14 protein-coding genes are annotated in these 14,946 nt (G+C 65.1%); 2 read left to right on the top strand and 12 right to left on the bottom strand.

Features of this window, described 5'->3' with window-relative positions:
• Positions 1 to 166: 166 nt before the first annotated feature.
• The 8 genes from GPL20_RS08590 to GPL20_RS08555 all read right to left on the bottom strand — a co-directional run bounded on the left by GPL20_RS08590 (position 167) and on the right by GPL20_RS08555 (position 10,322).
• Positions 167 to 1,627, bottom strand: a complete 1,461-nt coding sequence (locus tag GPL20_RS08590) for an undecaprenyl-phosphate glucose phosphotransferase (protein WP_157329178.1) — start codon at positions 1,625 to 1,627, stop codon at positions 167 to 169.
• A gap of 153 nt (positions 1,628 to 1,780) precedes the next feature.
• On the bottom strand, positions 1,781 to 2,821 hold the full coding sequence (locus GPL20_RS08585) for a peptidylprolyl isomerase (RefSeq protein WP_157329177.1): 1,041 nt from the start codon (positions 2,819 to 2,821) through the stop codon (positions 1,781 to 1,783).
• On the bottom strand, positions 2,818 to 3,411 hold the full coding sequence (locus GPL20_RS08580; RefSeq protein WP_157329176.1) for a hypothetical protein: 594 nt from the start codon (positions 3,409 to 3,411) through the stop codon (positions 2,818 to 2,820). Before GPL20_RS08580 ends, GPL20_RS08585 begins: the two co-directional genes overlap by 4 nt.
• Before the next feature lie 2 nt (positions 3,412 to 3,413).
• The gene (locus tag GPL20_RS08575; protein ID WP_157329175.1) at positions 3,414 to 5,228 is read right to left on the bottom strand and encodes a putative porin; all 1,815 of its coding nucleotides are present in this window, start codon (positions 5,226 to 5,228) and stop codon (positions 3,414 to 3,416) included.
• A gap of 44 nt (positions 5,229 to 5,272) precedes the next feature.
• Positions 5,273 to 5,992, bottom strand: coding sequence for an energy transducer TonB family protein (locus tag GPL20_RS08570; RefSeq protein ID WP_157329174.1), 720 nt, complete (start codon positions 5,990 to 5,992; stop codon positions 5,273 to 5,275).
• A gap of 9 nt (positions 5,993 to 6,001) precedes the next feature.
• Entirely contained in the window at positions 6,002 to 6,406 is a 405-nt protein-coding gene (locus tag GPL20_RS08565) for an ExbD/TolR family protein (protein ID WP_129274617.1), read from the bottom strand.
• Between the two features lie 4 nt (positions 6,407 to 6,410).
• On the bottom strand, positions 6,411 to 8,342 hold the full coding sequence (locus tag GPL20_RS08560; protein ID WP_157329173.1) for a DUF2341 domain-containing protein: 1,932 nt from the start codon (positions 8,340 to 8,342) through the stop codon (positions 6,411 to 6,413).
• The gene (locus tag GPL20_RS08555) at positions 8,343 to 10,322 is read right to left on the bottom strand and encodes a ShlB/FhaC/HecB family hemolysin secretion/activation protein (protein WP_157329172.1); all 1,980 of its coding nucleotides are present in this window, start codon (positions 10,320 to 10,322) and stop codon (positions 8,343 to 8,345) included.
• 112 nt (positions 10,323 to 10,434) lie between these two features.
• Here GPL20_RS08555 and GPL20_RS08550 point away from each other — a divergent pair, with 112 nt between their 5' ends.
• Positions 10,435 to 11,094, top strand: a complete 660-nt coding sequence (locus tag GPL20_RS08550; protein ID WP_157329171.1) for an RNA polymerase sigma factor — start codon at positions 10,435 to 10,437, stop codon at positions 11,092 to 11,094.
• The gene (locus GPL20_RS40225; protein WP_157329170.1) at positions 11,045 to 11,308 is read left to right on the top strand and encodes a FecR/PupR family sigma factor regulator; all 264 of its coding nucleotides are present in this window, start codon (positions 11,045 to 11,047) and stop codon (positions 11,306 to 11,308) included. Before GPL20_RS08550 ends, GPL20_RS40225 begins: the two co-directional genes overlap by 50 nt.
• A 53-nt stretch (positions 11,309 to 11,361) precedes the next feature.
• On the opposite strand, the gene GPL20_RS08540 is transcribed toward GPL20_RS40225, so the two are convergent.
• The 4 genes from GPL20_RS08540 to GPL20_RS08525 form a co-directional block, all read right to left on the bottom strand.
• Entirely contained in the window at positions 11,362 to 12,207 is an 846-nt protein-coding gene (locus GPL20_RS08540; protein ID WP_246250183.1) for a lytic transglycosylase domain-containing protein, read from the bottom strand.
• Between the two features lie 8 nt (positions 12,208 to 12,215).
• On the bottom strand, positions 12,216 to 12,566 hold the full coding sequence (locus tag GPL20_RS08535) for a hypothetical protein (protein ID WP_246250174.1): 351 nt from the start codon (positions 12,564 to 12,566) through the stop codon (positions 12,216 to 12,218).
• A 239-nt stretch (positions 12,567 to 12,805) separates the two neighbouring features.
• A complete protein-coding gene (locus tag GPL20_RS08530) occupies positions 12,806 to 14,014 on the bottom strand; it encodes a polysaccharide biosynthesis/export family protein (RefSeq protein ID WP_246250172.1) in 1,209 nt (402 codons plus the stop codon).
• Between the two features lie 339 nt (positions 14,015 to 14,353).
• Entirely contained in the window at positions 14,354 to 14,578 is a 225-nt protein-coding gene (locus tag GPL20_RS08525) for a hypothetical protein (RefSeq protein ID WP_157329169.1), read from the bottom strand.
• Positions 14,579 to 14,946: the final 368 nt, after the last annotated feature.

Here is a 14,946-nt window from a genome sequence, read left to right as displayed (position 1 = left end):
GCGCGAATCGTGAACCTTTTCAATAGGCCTCCCGACGCCCTCTTCCAACTTTTCCCGGACGAGCAATTGTGCCCGCTGCCAACTGTTGCGGGAAGGCGGAGACAGGAGAGTCCAGGCGCCGGTGATCCTGTATCGTTTCGAGACGCGGCGCGCCTTGCGGATCACATCAGTAGGCGTTACGCGGCCGGATCAACTCGACTGCCGTCTTGAACATGATATGGATATCGAGCATCAGGCTCCAGTTATCGATATACCATAGATCGAGCGCAATCCGCTGCTTCATCAGCTCGAGCTGCGGCGTGCCGCCCCGGTAGCCATGCACCTGGGCCCAGCCGGTGATGCCCGGCTTGACGTGATGACGGAACGCGTAGTTCGCGATCATGCGGCCATATTCGTAGTCGTGCACCAGCGCGTGCGGCCGCGGTCCGACGATCGACATGTGGCCCTGGAGCACGTTGAGCAATTGCGGCAGCTCGTCGATGCTGGTCTGCCGGATCAGGCGTCCGACCCGGGTCACGCGCGGATCCTGCTTCGTCGCCTGCACCACCGCGCCGCCGTCCTCCTGCACGCTCATGCTGCGCAGCTTGTAGATCACGAAAGGCTTGCCGTTGAAGCCGTGGCGGCGCTGCCGGAAGATCACCGGCCCCCTCGACTCGAGCTTGATGGCGATCGCCACGACGATCAGCGGGGGCAACAGCAGAAGCAGCGACGTCGCCGCGACGCTCACGTCGAGCAGCCGCTTGGTCAGGCGATCGAGGGTCGACAGCGGCGGCGGCTGAACTTCCACCATGTAGACCCGCTGCGGCATCGAGGTCTGGTGACGCAGCACCGTCGACACCGCGAGATCGGGCAGCAGGCGCACCGGAAGCGGGATCACGCGCAACCGGTCGAGCAGGGACTCGATGTCCTGCGGACTGGACCAGGACAGCGCCAGCACGATCTCTTCGGCCCCCGCCCGCCTTATGCGGTTCATCAACGCATCGCCGTGCTGCACCGAGCCCGAGAGAGGCAGCCTTGCGGCGTCATCCCTTGGCAAGGTGATGCGCTCGACCTCATGCAGGCCAAATCTGGCAAGCAGGTCGGCCCGGGCGAACTGCGCCAGCTCGCCTTGCGTTCCGATCACCACCGCGCGCCGGCCGCGGATCGTGCCAGCGACGAGTGCCGAACGAAGGCGCCGCTTGCCCTGCCAGCGCGCCAGCAGAAGGCCGGCACCGCCGATCGCGAAGAAACAGACGACCGAGCCGCGCGATGTGTCGCCGCCGGATTTGAACAAGAACAGCACGACCACGAGCACGAGCGCGGCGAGGCACCAGCCGGCCCAGACCCGCCCGCCGTCGAGCTCGTCATCCAGGAGCTGGTTCAATCGGTAGAGACCGAGGAAGTGCGCGACCAGGACATAGGCGAAACTCGCCACCAGTCCCAGGCCGGCATAGAAGGAGGCGTCCTCGCCGGTGCCGCCGAGCGCACGCTGATAGGCGATGCCGCCGACGGCACCCGCTGCGACGATGATCGAGCAGTCGACGGCCGCGAACAGGGGCTCGATCAGGCTGAACGGGATGGCCAGGCGGACGCGCGACCGGCTTTCGAATGACGAGGTCGATTCACCCGCATTGGTCAGGTCGGTCACAATTCGCCCCCGGGATCGGTGTCGCGACCCCGATATCACGGGCATTGTACCATAATTATGATACTTTATTGTTGATTAACCAATGTATCGCGGATGCGTGACGGCGCATCCGCGCCGTCATTGAACGGTCATGAATCTGCAATCCGCCGCACCTTAGCGCGACGGCGCAGCGTCCGGCTTCGCGTCGGACCTGGACTCGAGCAATCTGGACAGCGCGATCTCGTTGACCACGGGCGGCGTCTGCTTCAAGAGCTCCGCGACATAGGCGCGCCGGTTGGCCTCGACGCGCTCGGCCCGCATCCGCTGCACGAGCGCCTCCCGCACGTCCGCCAGCGGCCGCGTGTGCGACGCTTCGGTATCGATGAGCTTCAGGATGTGCCAGCCGTCCTCGAGCCGGATCGGGTCGGTGATGCCCGACTTCGGCAGGCCTGTCACCTGACCGCGGATTTCGGTGCGCAGATCGGGCTCTGCGACCCAGCCGATCTCCCCGTCCCGCCCTGCACTCGCGGTATCCTCTGACGATGCCTTCGCGATCGCACCGAACTCGGCGCCGGGCTGCTTGATCTTCCGCACGATGTCATCGAGCTTCTTGCGCGCCGTGTCCTCGGCAGCCTTGTCCGCATCCTTGGCGAGGTTGACCAGGATCTGGGCCAGACGGAAACGGCGAGGAACGAGAAACGCGCTGGCGTTCGCCTCGTAGACGCCTTTGACGTCGGCCTCGCTCGGATAGCTGTCGCCCACCGCCGTGACCGATTGCAGATAGGTTTCGACGATCAAGGTGTCGCGGGCGCGCGCAAGCTGCGTCACCACCGCGGGCTGCTGGTCCCACTTCTTGGCCGCAGCCTCTTTGAGCACCAGGCGGTTGGCGAGGATGGCGCGCACGGTCTGGCTCAGCAGCGCCGGATCGCGCGCCATCGCCGCCTGCTGGCGTGCTTCGAGCAGCTGAATGGTGGCACGCACCTCCTCCGCCGTGACCTCGCTGTCACCGACCCGAGCGATGATCTCGCCGCCCTTCACCGCCGCATTGTCCTGCGTTGCGGGAGCCGGCTGGGCCGCGGCGGGAGCTGCCGGCGCCGGCGTTGCGCGCGGGGCTGCGGGCTGAGGCGGATTGCGCGTCTGCGCCATCGCAGGCGACGCTACCGCGGCGTACAGCGTGCCGGCCAGCAGCGCGAGCGTGAAAATTCTGTACGTCATGGCTTCGCCCTCTGTTCGATGATCTGGTCGCGGAAGTCCTGGGCGGCGTTTTGATGCTCGACCCGCTTGAACCCGATCACGGGGTCGTGGTGCATCACCTTCTCCAACGGATCCATCCTCTCGTATTGCTTGACGACATCGTCGGCGATCTTGACGAGGCGGACGTTCTTGGCCTCGCAGGCCTTGGTGCTCGCCTTCCAGGTGGTCGCCTCGCCCTCGAACTTGGAACGCTCGGCATCCTTGGTCCGCGCCACGCCAGCCGCCTCGCCATAGGCGGCCTTCCACTTCTCAAGGGACTCGTCGCGCTCGGCGATGCGTTCGTTGAAATCCTTCACGGCCTGGCGATAGGCCTGCTCGGCTTCCTTGACCTGGGCGCGATAGGCCTCGTTCTGCTTGCGCAAGCGGTCCCGCTCCTGCTCGGCCGCGGTCAGCTTGGCCTGAACCGCAGCGCGCTGGTCTTCGGCGGCACGGGCCTGCGCGGTGGCGCTGCGCAGCGCCTCGCGCAGGCGGTCGCTTTCCTGATCCGCTTGGGCGGCCGACGAGATCATCAGCGCCAATGCGGCAATGGACGACAGACGCAACAAGCGCATGGTCAGAACCTCGCGTTGAGATCGAACTGGACGATATCGACCCTGTACGGCATGCCAGCGATACTGTTCGCGCTCATCCAGCGCACGGAGCTCCAGATATTCTCGCCGAGACCGACATTGCCGCCGATGAAGTAGCCCTTGAGGTTGGTGCCGCCGAGTCCGAAGTCGGAATCGACGAACGCATCCACCATCGCGTCGGACTCGAGATATTTGTAGCCGACATGCGCATTCCAGTCCCAGAGATGCTTGATCTCCTTGTTGCCAACGGTGAGACGCGCGAGCCAGCCCTGGTTGCCGCCGTTGAAGGGGCCTTGCACGTTTGGATCTGCCGTTGGTGCGAAATTATTGACCGCAACGGCAGAAACTGCCGCACGATTGAACGCAGTGTTCCAGATGTATTCCGCATCCAGGATGACGTGAATAGGATTGAACTGCGTGAGGTCCAGCTGGGCGCTCGCGACTACGGGGCGGAAATCACTGGCCAGACCGTAGTATTGGTAGTTCAGGCTCGGTTCGGGCGAGAGGACCACGGGAATATTGCGAAGCTGCATATAGGTATTGCCCTTCTGTGCAAAGAGCGGGCGCAACAAATCCGTATCGCAGAGGTCGCTTGCGGCAACGACATAGCAAGAGCTCGACAGCTTGCCGCGCATGTTGGTGAAATCATAGTACGCGACTGCCACGGTGAGCATGGTGTCGGAGTCGATTCTCGCACCGAAGCCACCTTGCGCGCCGAACAACCATTTGTCCCGGCTGGGGACCTTGGCGGGCGCGGGAAGGTTTATATCCGCCGTGTTGAGGCCGGCATTCAGGTCAGTATTGAAGACCGGGAATGCACCGCCAACGAAGAACGGCGTAAACCCATCGGCAACCTCCTGTTTGGCCTGGATCGCGAAGCCGTCAAAGCCAAGATCCTTGTACCAGACCAGATCTGTCGGCGACCAGAACGGGTTATCGAACCGGCCGACCGAGCCGACGAAGTCCTGCACCGGCTGATATCTAATAAAGGCGCGGTCCAACCAGAGCGCATATTTCGAGAAATTTCCGCCGTTACCCCCGAATGTCTGATTGGTCGAGACCGGCGAACTGCTTTCTCCAGTCGCAATCCTCAAACCGGCAGTGAAGCCGTCGAACAGATCGACGTCAGCTCCGAGCCGAGCCCTGAAGCGAAAACGACTGCGATCCTGTGTGGTGTTGTAGCTAGGTGGGAAGTACGGATTGGTGGGAGCGTTGGTGTTTTCCTCCAGGAATGGACTGCCGGTGTTGATGGCGTTGAAATTTTGGAGAGCACCATTCCCCGCCGGGAAATAGTCCCCCTCATACCGCGCGCGGATATCGCCGTAGAACCTGATCCGCTGCGCCCATTCCGGATATTTTCCCGGCGAGGCCCAGCCCTCCTTATGCGCGCGGTCCATCACCTCGGCCCGGATCTCCTCGCGGAGCTGCTTCCTGACGATCTCGGGCACGTACGTGACGCGCTTGGTGCCGGGCGGCGAGACTGCATCGGCGGCGGTGGTGGCCTTCTTCTCCGCGCCTTCCGCCTTGGCCGCCGCATCGCGCGTGGCCTGGCGGGCGACATAGGCCTCGTCGTCGGCCTGCTTGACCAGCGTCGCCGCCTGCTCCTCGGTCAGCGTGCCCTGCTTCACGAGCAGGTTGATCAGGTTGACCGTCGCATTCGACGATGGCGGCGCGTCGCGCGACACGGTCGGACGCTTGCCCTGCGGCATGCCGTCGTCCTGCGCCGCGGCGGGGGCTGCGCACGCGATCAGCATCAAAGCCGTCGCGGTCAGCTCTCGCGTCTTCATTTCACGCCACATGACGTCACCCCTTCTGCTCTCAACTCACTCACGTTCATCCGATCTCATCCCGCCCGGCTTCGCGCCGTGATGCGGGTGATGATCGGCATCGGCATGTCCTTGGGCGGCGGCTCGCGCATGCGCATGCCGCCAATCACCTGGTCGCGGATGGTTGCGTCCAGCGCGCCGTCGCCGGTCGACGGCGACAGCTGCACGCGGCTGACCTTGCCCGAACTGTCGAGCCAGACCCGGATCACCGCCTGCATCGAGGCGTAGCGGGTCTTCTCGTTGGCCTGGAGCGCGGCTTCCATCTGCGACTGCACGATGCTCGCGTACCAGCCGAAGCGGCTGTTGCCGCCGCCTCCGCCGCCGCCACCCTTGCCCTGCGCCAGACCACCACTGCCCGGTCCGTTGCCGAGGCCGAGATCCGGTGGCCCCGGCGTCGGATCGGGTCCGGCGTCGGGCGGCGCGTCCTTGGGAATGTCGACCGGCTTCTCCTCGACGACATCCTTGACCGGCGTCTGCTCCATCACCTTCTGCTCGGGCTGCTGTTCCGGCTGCTGCTCGGGCGGAGGCGGCGGTGGTGGCGGAGGCGGCGGCGGCGGAAGCACCACCGTCACCTGAAGCTCGTTCACCTTGCGCGGCGGATCCTTGTCCCCGCTCATCACCATGACGACGACGCCGACCGTCAGCGCGATCACGACGAGCGCCGAGCCGCCGAGCAGCACATAGCGCCGCCACGCCGGCGTGCCGTCCTCCTCGTTGCTGTCGTCGTCCCACGCCATCGTCCCGTCTCATCGCGCCGACGGCTTGGTCGCCATGCCGACCTGGGTGAAGTTCAGGCGGCCGAGCAGATCGAGCACGTCGACGACGTTCTGGTACGGGGTCTGGCTGTCGCCGCGCACCACGATCGGAAACTCTGGCGTGAGCGCACGCTGCTGCACCAGGCGCTGCTCGAGCTCGGGCAGCGTCACCGGGATGGTGTCGAGGAACAGCTTGCCGTCATTGGCGACCGTGATCGCCTTGGTGGTCTGCTGCGCAAGGCTCGGCGCTGCGCTCGCCTTCGGCAGGTTCACCTTCATGCCCTGCACGGTCGCCGTGGTCATGATGATGAAGATCACCAGCAGCACGTAGGCGAGATCGAGCATCGGCGTGATGTTGATGTCGTCGTACGGTTTGCTTTCGGACTGGACTTGCATCGGTTCACTCCGCCGCCTGCTTCACCGGCTCGTCCGGAAGCTCGTAGGATTCCGCGATCCGCGTGATGAACTCGTCGACGAAGACCTGCATCTCGCTTGAGACGTCCTTGATGCGGATCGTCAGGTAGTTGTAGGCAAACAGCGACGGGATCGCGACGCCGAGACCGGCGACGGTCGCGACCAGCGCGGCGGCGATGCCGGGCGCGATCGCGTTGACGTTGACGTCGCCGCTCGCCGCGATCGCCGCAAAGGTGATCATGACGCCGACGACGGTGCCGAGCAGGCCGAGGAACGGGCCGCCGGAGATGGCGATGGTCAGCATCACCATCAGTCGGTTGAGGCGCTGGTTCTCCCGCACGAAGCCGCTGTCGAGCACGGCGCGGATCGACTGGATCGCCTGCGGCGACAGCCGGCGATAACCACCCGCAGCGAAGCGGCGCCGGATTTCCTGCGCGCCGGCCGCGAAGAGATGGTAGAGCGGCGCGCCATGCACCGCCTTGCGCTGCTTCTTGCCGAGTTCGCCGCCGAAGCTCGGATCGTTCTCCTGGCTGTCGAGCTGGAGCAGGCCGCCGATGTCGGTCGACGTCTCGCGGAAATGCTTGAGGAAGATGGTGTTGCCGGCCGAGACCCGGTTCAGGTACGAGACGCGGTCGACCATGACGTACCAGCTGATGAACGCCATGATGGCGAGCAGGCCGATGACGACCCAGCCGTCCAGCGTCACCGAGCGCAGGATCACGCCGAAATAGCCGCCGCTGAACCAGCCCGCATTCTCCTCGTCGACGCTGAAGGCGATCAGCTTGGCCTGCTCGGGGCCCTGCCCGATCGCGCCGAGCTTGATGAAGCCGGGCGGACGCGCGACCTTGGCGATCTCGAGCTCGTCGATATCGCCGGCAAAGCCGGCGGCAGCGCCAGTCGGCGCGGCGGCGGCCGGAGCCGCATCGGCGGCGGGCGCGGCGGCATCCGCGGCCGGCGTCGCCGCAGAGGCGGCACGGCCGAGCTGCGCCACGCCCGTCATGGTGGGCAGGCCAGCGGCAAGCGTCGCGGACTGGTTGCCGTCGACGTAAAGCGTGATCTGGGCACCCTTGGCGGTGAAGGCGATCTGGTGCCAGGTGCCGGCCGCGATCGCCGCGCCGCCGACGCTGCGCTGCGTGCTGCCGCCGCTCGTGACTTCCACGAAGGCCACGCCGTTGTCCAATCCGACCGTGAGCCCGTTCGCCCCTTCGGTACGCGAGAACAGCACGGCGCCGGGCTGCGGCGCGGTCATCTTGGTCCACAGCGACCAGGTGAGCTCGCCGTTCTCGGCCACCACCAGCGAGGGCGAACCGGGAAGCATCAGCGCGGTCTGGCCATCGAGGCGCGCGCCCTGGCCGATGATGGCACCATCCGCGCCCGGCACCGCGTTCTGCGCGGTATTCGCCCAGGCCGTGACGTCCTGCGCAGGCGTCGAGCGATCGTTGAAGTGATAGACCAGCAGCGTGTCGGGATCGTAGGTTCCCTTGGCATCGACCGCAGCCGGCGCCTTCTGGTTTCCGTAGTAGAGCCAGATGTCGTTCTTCGCGCCCGGCTTCAGATCGGGAACGCCGACCCAGACCAGCGCCTCGCCGAGCAGCGAGTCGTATTTCTCGACATGGTGCTTGAGCGGCGTCTTGTCGTCGCCGGCGACGAAACGAAGGTCGCCGCCATCTTCCTTCGCCGCGCCGAAGCGGAAATTGCCGACATGGAGGCGGATCAGGACGGGCATCGCACCGATCGCATCGCTGATGCCGGCGCCCGACGGGCCGGTGTCGATGGTGATCTTCTTGCGCAGCGTCCACTGATCGTTCCACCACGCCGACGCCGGGCTTGACCACAGCGCCGCGAGGAAGACCAGAGCAAGCATCACCGGCGCGCTCAGGCGAAGTCCGGGACGTGATCCAAAGCGAAGGAGCGACATCTAGAATTCTCCCCAGACCCGAAAGCTGAACCGTGGATGATTGGCGACGGTGACCTGCTGACTGGTCAGCGGCATGCCGACGAAGACAAGGCTGTTGAGATAACGCAGGCTCTTCATGCGCATGCCGACGCCGTAGCTCGCGAGATCGAAATGCGACTGCTGGTCGGTGAGCGGCTCATGGATCCTGGCGTTGCCGCCGTCGACGAAGGCGAAGAAGCGCATGTCATCGAAGGCGTTGTATTTGATGGCCTCGCCGATCGGATTGGGCAGCTTCTGCTCGAGATATTGCGCGAGATTCGGCGTGCGCAGCTCCAGCGTGCCGGCGACGCCGTAGTCGCCGAGCACCTCGGATTCGAGATAGCCGCGCACCGTGTCCTGTCCGCCGAGGCTGAACTGCTCGCTGGAGACCAGCGGCTGATCCGCCGCCTGCCCCTGGAGCTTGGCGTAGAGCTGGAAGCCGCCGGCGAAGTCCTGGGTGTGCGAGATGTCGGCATGCAGCGAGATGAAGCTCGCGGTCGCCTTGAAACGTTTGGCGTCGAACTCGTCGCGGTTGGAGCCGATGCCGCGCAGGCCCGCCGTGATGGTGGCATTGAGCTGGGTCAGCCGCCCCTCGCCCTGCCAGCTCGCGCCATAGGTGCCGACCAGCGGCACATAAGTCACCGGCGAGTCGAAGGCGTCGGAGCCGAGCCTGAGCGTTTGTTTGAAGTCCTTGTAGTCGACGCCCAGCGACAGCGTGTGGAACAGCTCGCCCTTGGACGGCAGCGTCAGCACCGCGCGGCCGCCGACGACCTGGCCGGGACCGACGACATTCGATCCGCCTACGGTCGCGACATTGCTGTCCGACGTCAGGCCGTAGACGAGGACACTGAGCCAGTCGATCTCGGTCCGCGCCAGATACGAGCCGGACACGACCATCGCGTCCTTCGGGTTCATCGGCGCGAACTGGTACGTCCAGGTCATGGAATGACCGAGCTGCCAGAGATCGTCGTAGCGCATCGAGATGCTGGTGCGCAGCGGCGTGGTGCTCGGGCTCTGCTTGTTGTTCAGCTCGATGCTGCCGTGGAGCGGAAGGGTGTCCTCGACGTTGAGATCGACGTCGACCGTTCCAGGCGCGACGCCGGCCCGCAGCGCCGGCGTGACGCGCCGGTCCGGCCAGCGGTTCAGCGCGACGATGTCCTTCGTCACGTCCTGAAAATTCGGAAGCGTTCCTTCCTTCAGCGACGGCGCACTGCTCTTGATGTTGTCGAGGTCGAAATAGCGCGAGCCCTTGACGCGCAGGCGCCCGACCTTGTTCTCGGTCACCTTGAGCACGACGAAGCCGCGCTGCGCGTCCTGCTGCGGCACGGCCACGCTGACGGTCTGAAGGCCCTTGTCGTGATAGGCCTTCTCCACCGCGGCGCGCGCCTTGTCGACATCCAGCGCGCTCTTGTTCGGACCGAGGAAGGGATAGACCGCGGCCTCGACCTCGATCTGCGGCAGGTTGTCCGCGCCTTCGACCCGATACTCGTCGATATCGAAACGAGGCTCCGGCGCCGCCGGCTTGGCAGCCTCCGCGGCGCCCTTGGCCGGCTTGGTGTTTGCCGGCGCGGCGGCAGCAGGCTTCGCCGCAGCCGGCCTGTTCGCCTCGGCCTCGGATTTCGCCGCGGCCGGCGTCGTGCAGCTCGCGCAGACAATCAGGCCGCAGGCGATGACGCGCGAAGCGCATCCTGCATCGGCCCGGCCTCTGCGCACGGCGCGCAGCAGCAGCGGCGCGCGGCGACGCGCGCCCTTATGATACAGACCACGCGAATTCACCTCGGCCTCGATATCATTCTCGCATTGCGGCCGGCTCGCGCGCAGCCCGCAGTGTACTTCGGACAGCCCGAACAGACCGAACGTGCCGGTCTGCGGGGGCCTTATCCCGTAGACGCTGCACGCGCAGCCGCAGCGAAATTTTTTTCGACGCTCGCCGATCGTCGATGTGATGATTCCGCGCAACATAACGCGACTATCGTGAGATGCCTGTTACTCACTAACAGTTCGTCACATTACCGTTGTGCGGCCTTACTACCGTCCCGCCGTAAATTGGGGACTGAGTGAAGTGGGGCGTACTATGACCATCGACAGCATCAGCAGCTTGCGGAGCCTTTTGCTCGCGGAGTATGTCGACTTCGATCGGCGGTTGACGCGCCGCCTGGGCTCTCCCGACCTCGCGTCCGAAGCGCTGAACGAAACCTATCTTCGTCTCGAAGGCATGCGCGAGCTCGGGCCGGTGCGCAGCCCCAAAGCCTATCTCTTCCGCATTGCGCTCAACATCGCCGCCGATCGCCGCCGCGCCGAGAGACGCCGCCTCACCGCCGACGAGGTCGATACGCTGCTCGAGATTCCCGATGACCGGCCCGATGCCGCCCGCGTGATCGAGGACCGCTCCGAGGTCAATCTGCTCCGGCACGCGATCGCCGAGCTGCCCGAGCGCCGCCGGCGCGTGCTGACGCTCTCGCGCATCGACGGCATGCCAAACCGCGAGATCGCGGCCCTTCTCGGCGTCACCGTTCGCACGGTCGAGACCGACCTCAAGCAGGCGGTCGAACATTGCGCCGAGCGCCTCAAACGCCCCACCCGCGCCAAATTCGGTTTTCAACGTCCCGCTTCGTCTTACGTACAGAGATATGTCGATCGCGAGCACCCGCTCACGGCCGGCGTGAGCGGGAAAGCGCTGGATCGTGACGAAGCGAAGCCATCAGGTCGATCACTTAGATCCGTTAATCCGTGAAGCCCTGTCATGGATCACGCGCCTCAAGTCGGGCGAGGCGACGCTCGCCGATGCAGAGCAACTGATGGACTGGCGCGGACGAAGCACCGCGCATGAACATGCCTTCCGTGATGCCGTGAAATGCTGGCGCGCCATCGGCCAGGCACTTGCGACCGGACGCCCCCCGCCGGCAAGCCGGCGGCGGCGCCCCCCCAAGAGCAAAGCGCGCGCATGACGTGCAACGCCTGAACGGCGGAGCGCGAGGCGCACTCTCTCGATCAGCTTCTGTCAGCGCAGATCGGACGGCGCCCGGCGCTCGACCACGCCGCGCAGGCGCGTGTTGAGGGCGGCGAAATTGATCGTGCTGCCCGACGTGAGGACGCGGCTGCCGCGGGACGCTCCGCCCCCGCCGGAGGGCCTACCGAAAGTCGGCTGCGGCACGGAGCCCGTGACCGCGACGCCGTTGGCGGTCAGATGCGCACGGACGCGCGTGCAGTACTCGACCGACAGGTAGGAAAATCGCGTCTCGCCGTGGCCGGCGCGGTATTTCATCGCCGCTGTGCAGAGATCGCCGTTGGCACGCCGCCAGGCGCCGGCGAGATAGCGGACGCCGTAGTGCACGTTGACCTCCGGCGAAGCGAGTTCCGCCGGCGTGCCGGCAAAGCCCATCATTCGCGCGGTCGGCAGCATCACCTGCATCAATCCGACCTCGCCGTCCATGCCGACGACGCCGGGATTGTACCGGCTCTCGACGGCCATCACCGCATCGACAAGTGCCGGCGGCAGGCCGAAAGCGAGCGATTCACGCTCGACGAGTTGGCGGTACTCGGCGCGGCCGGCGCGCCAGTCGCGGCCGAACATGGCGCTCGTCCGGTAGGCATAGTTGGCGAGCAGCGGGTTCGCGGGAGGAAGATCGGCCGCGGTCAGAGGCCGCGGCGCAAATCGCTCCAGCACCAGGGGTTCCACCCCACTGTCATCCGCATCATCAGCGGCAGCGGCGATGCTTCCGGTCTCGGTCTTGCCGCTGGCCTCATCCTCTGCCCGCCCCTCGCCGCTCACCACGAGCAGCATGGCGAGTGCTGCAAGCGGCCACGACCGGTGCATGCCACGCTTGGCCGTCGTCTGTGAGGACAATGCGAACATCAGCGGCGTGGCACAATGTTGGTGACCGATGGCGGCCGGAATGGAAATGCCGACCGGCCATAGTTGGAGCCATATTGCTGGCGAACGGCCGCCTCGTTCACATTGCCGACGCGCACATCGGGCGAACGCGCATCGACCGGCGGCAGGTTGAGGGAAGGATTGACCTTGTCCACCTCGCGCCTGAGCTTCTGATTGAGACAGCCGAAAGCACTCTCGTTTCCGATCTGCACGTCGACGCAGCGTTCCAGATGGCCCGCGGGCTGGCCGCCGATGATCGTGCCCGGCCGCTCCGCCGGCGGCGGATTGATCGGACCCGGACCGGGCGACTGGGCCGCGGCAGGTGCGGCCATTGCAAGGAGCCCAATGGCGATGAGCCACCCGCCGGAAACTACGAACCTCTGCAAAGTTCGGCCCATGGCCCGTTCCTCTGCTCGCCGGCTTGCCCCGCTCAAGGATCGAGCGCGAACATTAACGTAATTCGATACGGCCGGACTCGATCCCGCACGATGAGTAACATTTGCGGTTGCGCCGTCAAGCCAAGATGCGGTCGTTGCCACCGATCGAGGTGCCACGCACGATTTCATCGCGATCAGGGGCTTATGGTGGTGATTGTAGTCGTCGACGACGTCGGCCCGGGGAAGCGGATGTTATTGGTGAGGGTCACGCCGCTCTCGGCGGTGACGAGGGTCGTGTTGATGAAGTTCAGGACCTTGGTGACATCGACCTGAGGTGCGTTGGCGGCATAGACCACGTCGAACGGACGCATCGACATCTTGGTGGCGATGAAATATCCGGCCGGATCCTGAAAGTTGACGTTGAAGACAATCGGCACGGAATCGCCGTCGAATTTGGAGCAGTCGACCCCGAGCCGCTGCGCCACCTCGCGCGGCTCGCGGCGATAGAGGAATACGGAGGCGGGATCGGCCTGGAGATCGAGCAGACCGCGCGCCTTCGCGACCGCCTGTGTCAGGTTGATACGCCAGGCGTCGAAGTTGAACTCCCCCTGCTGACCGGTGGCACCGAACGCGATGAATTTCATCGGCTCGCGGTAGAGATAGATGCGGTCGCCGGGCTGCACGAAGACGTTGCTGGCGGGGAAGTAGACGAGATTGCCGAACGGCACCGTGGCGCGCTTGCCGTTGCGCTCCAGCACGACCCAGGTCTCCCAGCCGGCTCCGCTGATGCCACCTGCCCGCGTGATCGCGTCGGTGATCCGGTCCTGCGCCCCGGCCGAAGGCATCGGGAAACGTACGGGCGTCCTCACCTCCCCGAACACGCTGACAAGCGAAGAGCGCTGCTGGTTGGACGTGACCACGACCTGCGGATCGATCGCGCGCTTCTTGATCTGCGCGAGGATGTCCTCCTGGACCTGCACATTGGTGCGGCCCGCGGCGCGGATCCTGCCAGCATAGGGTACGGTGATGTTGCCGTCATTGTCGACCGCCTGGTCCGGCAGGTTCACGAAATTGCCGGGACGCACGCCCGCCTCCAGCGGCACGTAGAGACCGCCCGCCGACGCTTCGAAGATCGTGACGCTGATGATGTCGCCGATGCCGTACTTGATGCTCGAGGGCGGACGCGAGTCCGTCAGGAATCCAGGCAAACCGTTGGGCTCGAACTTCTCGAGCATCTGGACCACGTCCGGATTGAGCTTGACGACCGCGAACGGCAGCGTGGTCGTGTTCTCGTTCCTGACATCGAGGCTCGCCGGACCTGCCATCGGCACAAAGCCGCAGCCACCCAGAACGGCGGACCAGATCAGGGCGCATGCGATCGACAGAAACTTTCCAAACCGCATGACGTTCGCTTCACACCGAGCTGCCCCACACTCGGACAGGCCTGCAGCACGCCTTACGGCGCCGGCATGCCTCCCGCGCGACTGGCGCAGGCAATGTGAGGTTCCTGCTGAGTAGACGCCGCGCGCACCGCAATTGCGAAAACAGCGCGTTCGCGCGCGAGAATTTCCGGCAGCTTGCCGAGAAGCCCATCCCGCGGTCGTGCAAGACCGACGGCCTGATGGGCGCAGCGAAAAGCGCGGCGACACCTGCAGCTTCCACCAAGGGTGCCCCGACGGTTCGGGTCGAACGACGAGATGCGGCCGGCCGGCCGAGAGAAACGGCAGCCGGTTCAGGTCATGTCAATTTGAGGTCAACAGCTCGCGCAGCCGCGCGATCTCGATCTGGGTCTCCAGGACCATACGCATCAGCAACGCATTCTCGTGCTCGAGGTCCCTGATGCGGCGAAGCCGGCCGCTTTCGTCCTGCTTCAGCCCAAGATCGTAGACGTTGGCCTTGATGTTCGTGTTGGAGGTCGGAAGCGCGGACTCCGGGCAGACCGGTTCAATCGGATTTGTCGCGCGCATATCACCCCCCAAAACACAATTTCAAAAACAGGCAGGCTTGCCAAACCCGTACGGACAGCAGCCCACTGCCCTCAACTACGAAGCCTGTTGCCATCCTTGTAGGTATGTTTCTTATCGTTGCTGTGACCGATCTTAAACAAAGAGTCAGATTTTCGGACGGAAAGTGGTCGTTCGGTGGCGAACCCGCGCGGCGTGCCAAAATCTGCATTGATTTGCAGCTCGCCGTATCATCGAACTGTCACGTTCGGCGAGGCCCCACGCATCATCTGCGCGCGACCTTCTCGATCACCGACGGGCCGGGCCAACATGACATGCGCAAATTGACGCAGCGGTTGCGAGACGATCACGCCCGGTCGCAACGTGTGCGG

Origin of the sequence: Bradyrhizobium cajani, from assembly GCF_009759665.1 — a bacterium.
Taxonomy (GTDB): Bacteria; Pseudomonadota; Alphaproteobacteria; order Rhizobiales; family Xanthobacteraceae; genus Bradyrhizobium; species Bradyrhizobium cajani.
The sequence above is the reverse complement of the archived record's forward strand: the minus strand, read 5'-3'. Positions and strand labels throughout refer to the sequence as shown.

What these genes read in the sequence shown, in the direction of transcription:
- GPL20_RS08565 (WP_129274617.1), bottom strand. Translation starts at nt 6,406, where the DNA reads ATGCAAGTCCAGTCCGAAAGCAAACCGTACGACGACATCAACATCACG.
- GPL20_RS08530 (WP_246250172.1), bottom strand. Translation starts at nt 14,014, where the DNA reads ATGCGGTTTGGAAAGTTTCTGTCGATCGCATGCGCCCTGATCTGGTCC.
- GPL20_RS08560 (WP_157329173.1), bottom strand. Translation starts at nt 8,342, where the DNA reads ATGTCGCTCCTTCGCTTTGGATCACGTCCCGGACTTCGCCTGAGCGCG.
- GPL20_RS08555 (WP_157329172.1), bottom strand. Translation starts at nt 10,322, where the DNA reads ATGTTGCGCGGAATCATCACATCGACGATCGGCGAGCGTCGAAAAAAA.
- GPL20_RS08570 (WP_157329174.1), bottom strand. Translation starts at nt 5,992, where the DNA reads ATGGCGTGGGACGACGACAGCAACGAGGAGGACGGCACGCCGGCGTGG.
- GPL20_RS08585 (WP_157329177.1), bottom strand. Translation starts at nt 2,821, where the DNA reads ATGACGTACAGAATTTTCACGCTCGCGCTGCTGGCCGGCACGCTGTAC.
- GPL20_RS08575 (WP_157329175.1), bottom strand. Translation starts at nt 5,228, where the DNA reads ATGTGGCGTGAAATGAAGACGCGAGAGCTGACCGCGACGGCTTTGATG.
- GPL20_RS08535 (WP_246250174.1), bottom strand. Translation starts at nt 12,566, where the DNA reads ATGGCCGCACCTGCCGCGGCCCAGTCGCCCGGTCCGGGTCCGATCAAT.
- GPL20_RS08525 (WP_157329169.1), bottom strand. Translation starts at nt 14,578, where the DNA reads ATGCGCGCGACAAATCCGATTGAACCGGTCTGCCCGGAGTCCGCGCTT.
- GPL20_RS08550 (WP_157329171.1), top strand. Translation starts at nt 10,435, where the DNA reads ATGACCATCGACAGCATCAGCAGCTTGCGGAGCCTTTTGCTCGCGGAG.
- GPL20_RS08580 (WP_157329176.1), bottom strand. Translation starts at nt 3,411, where the DNA reads ATGCGCTTGTTGCGTCTGTCGTCCATTGCCGCATTGGCGCTGATGATC.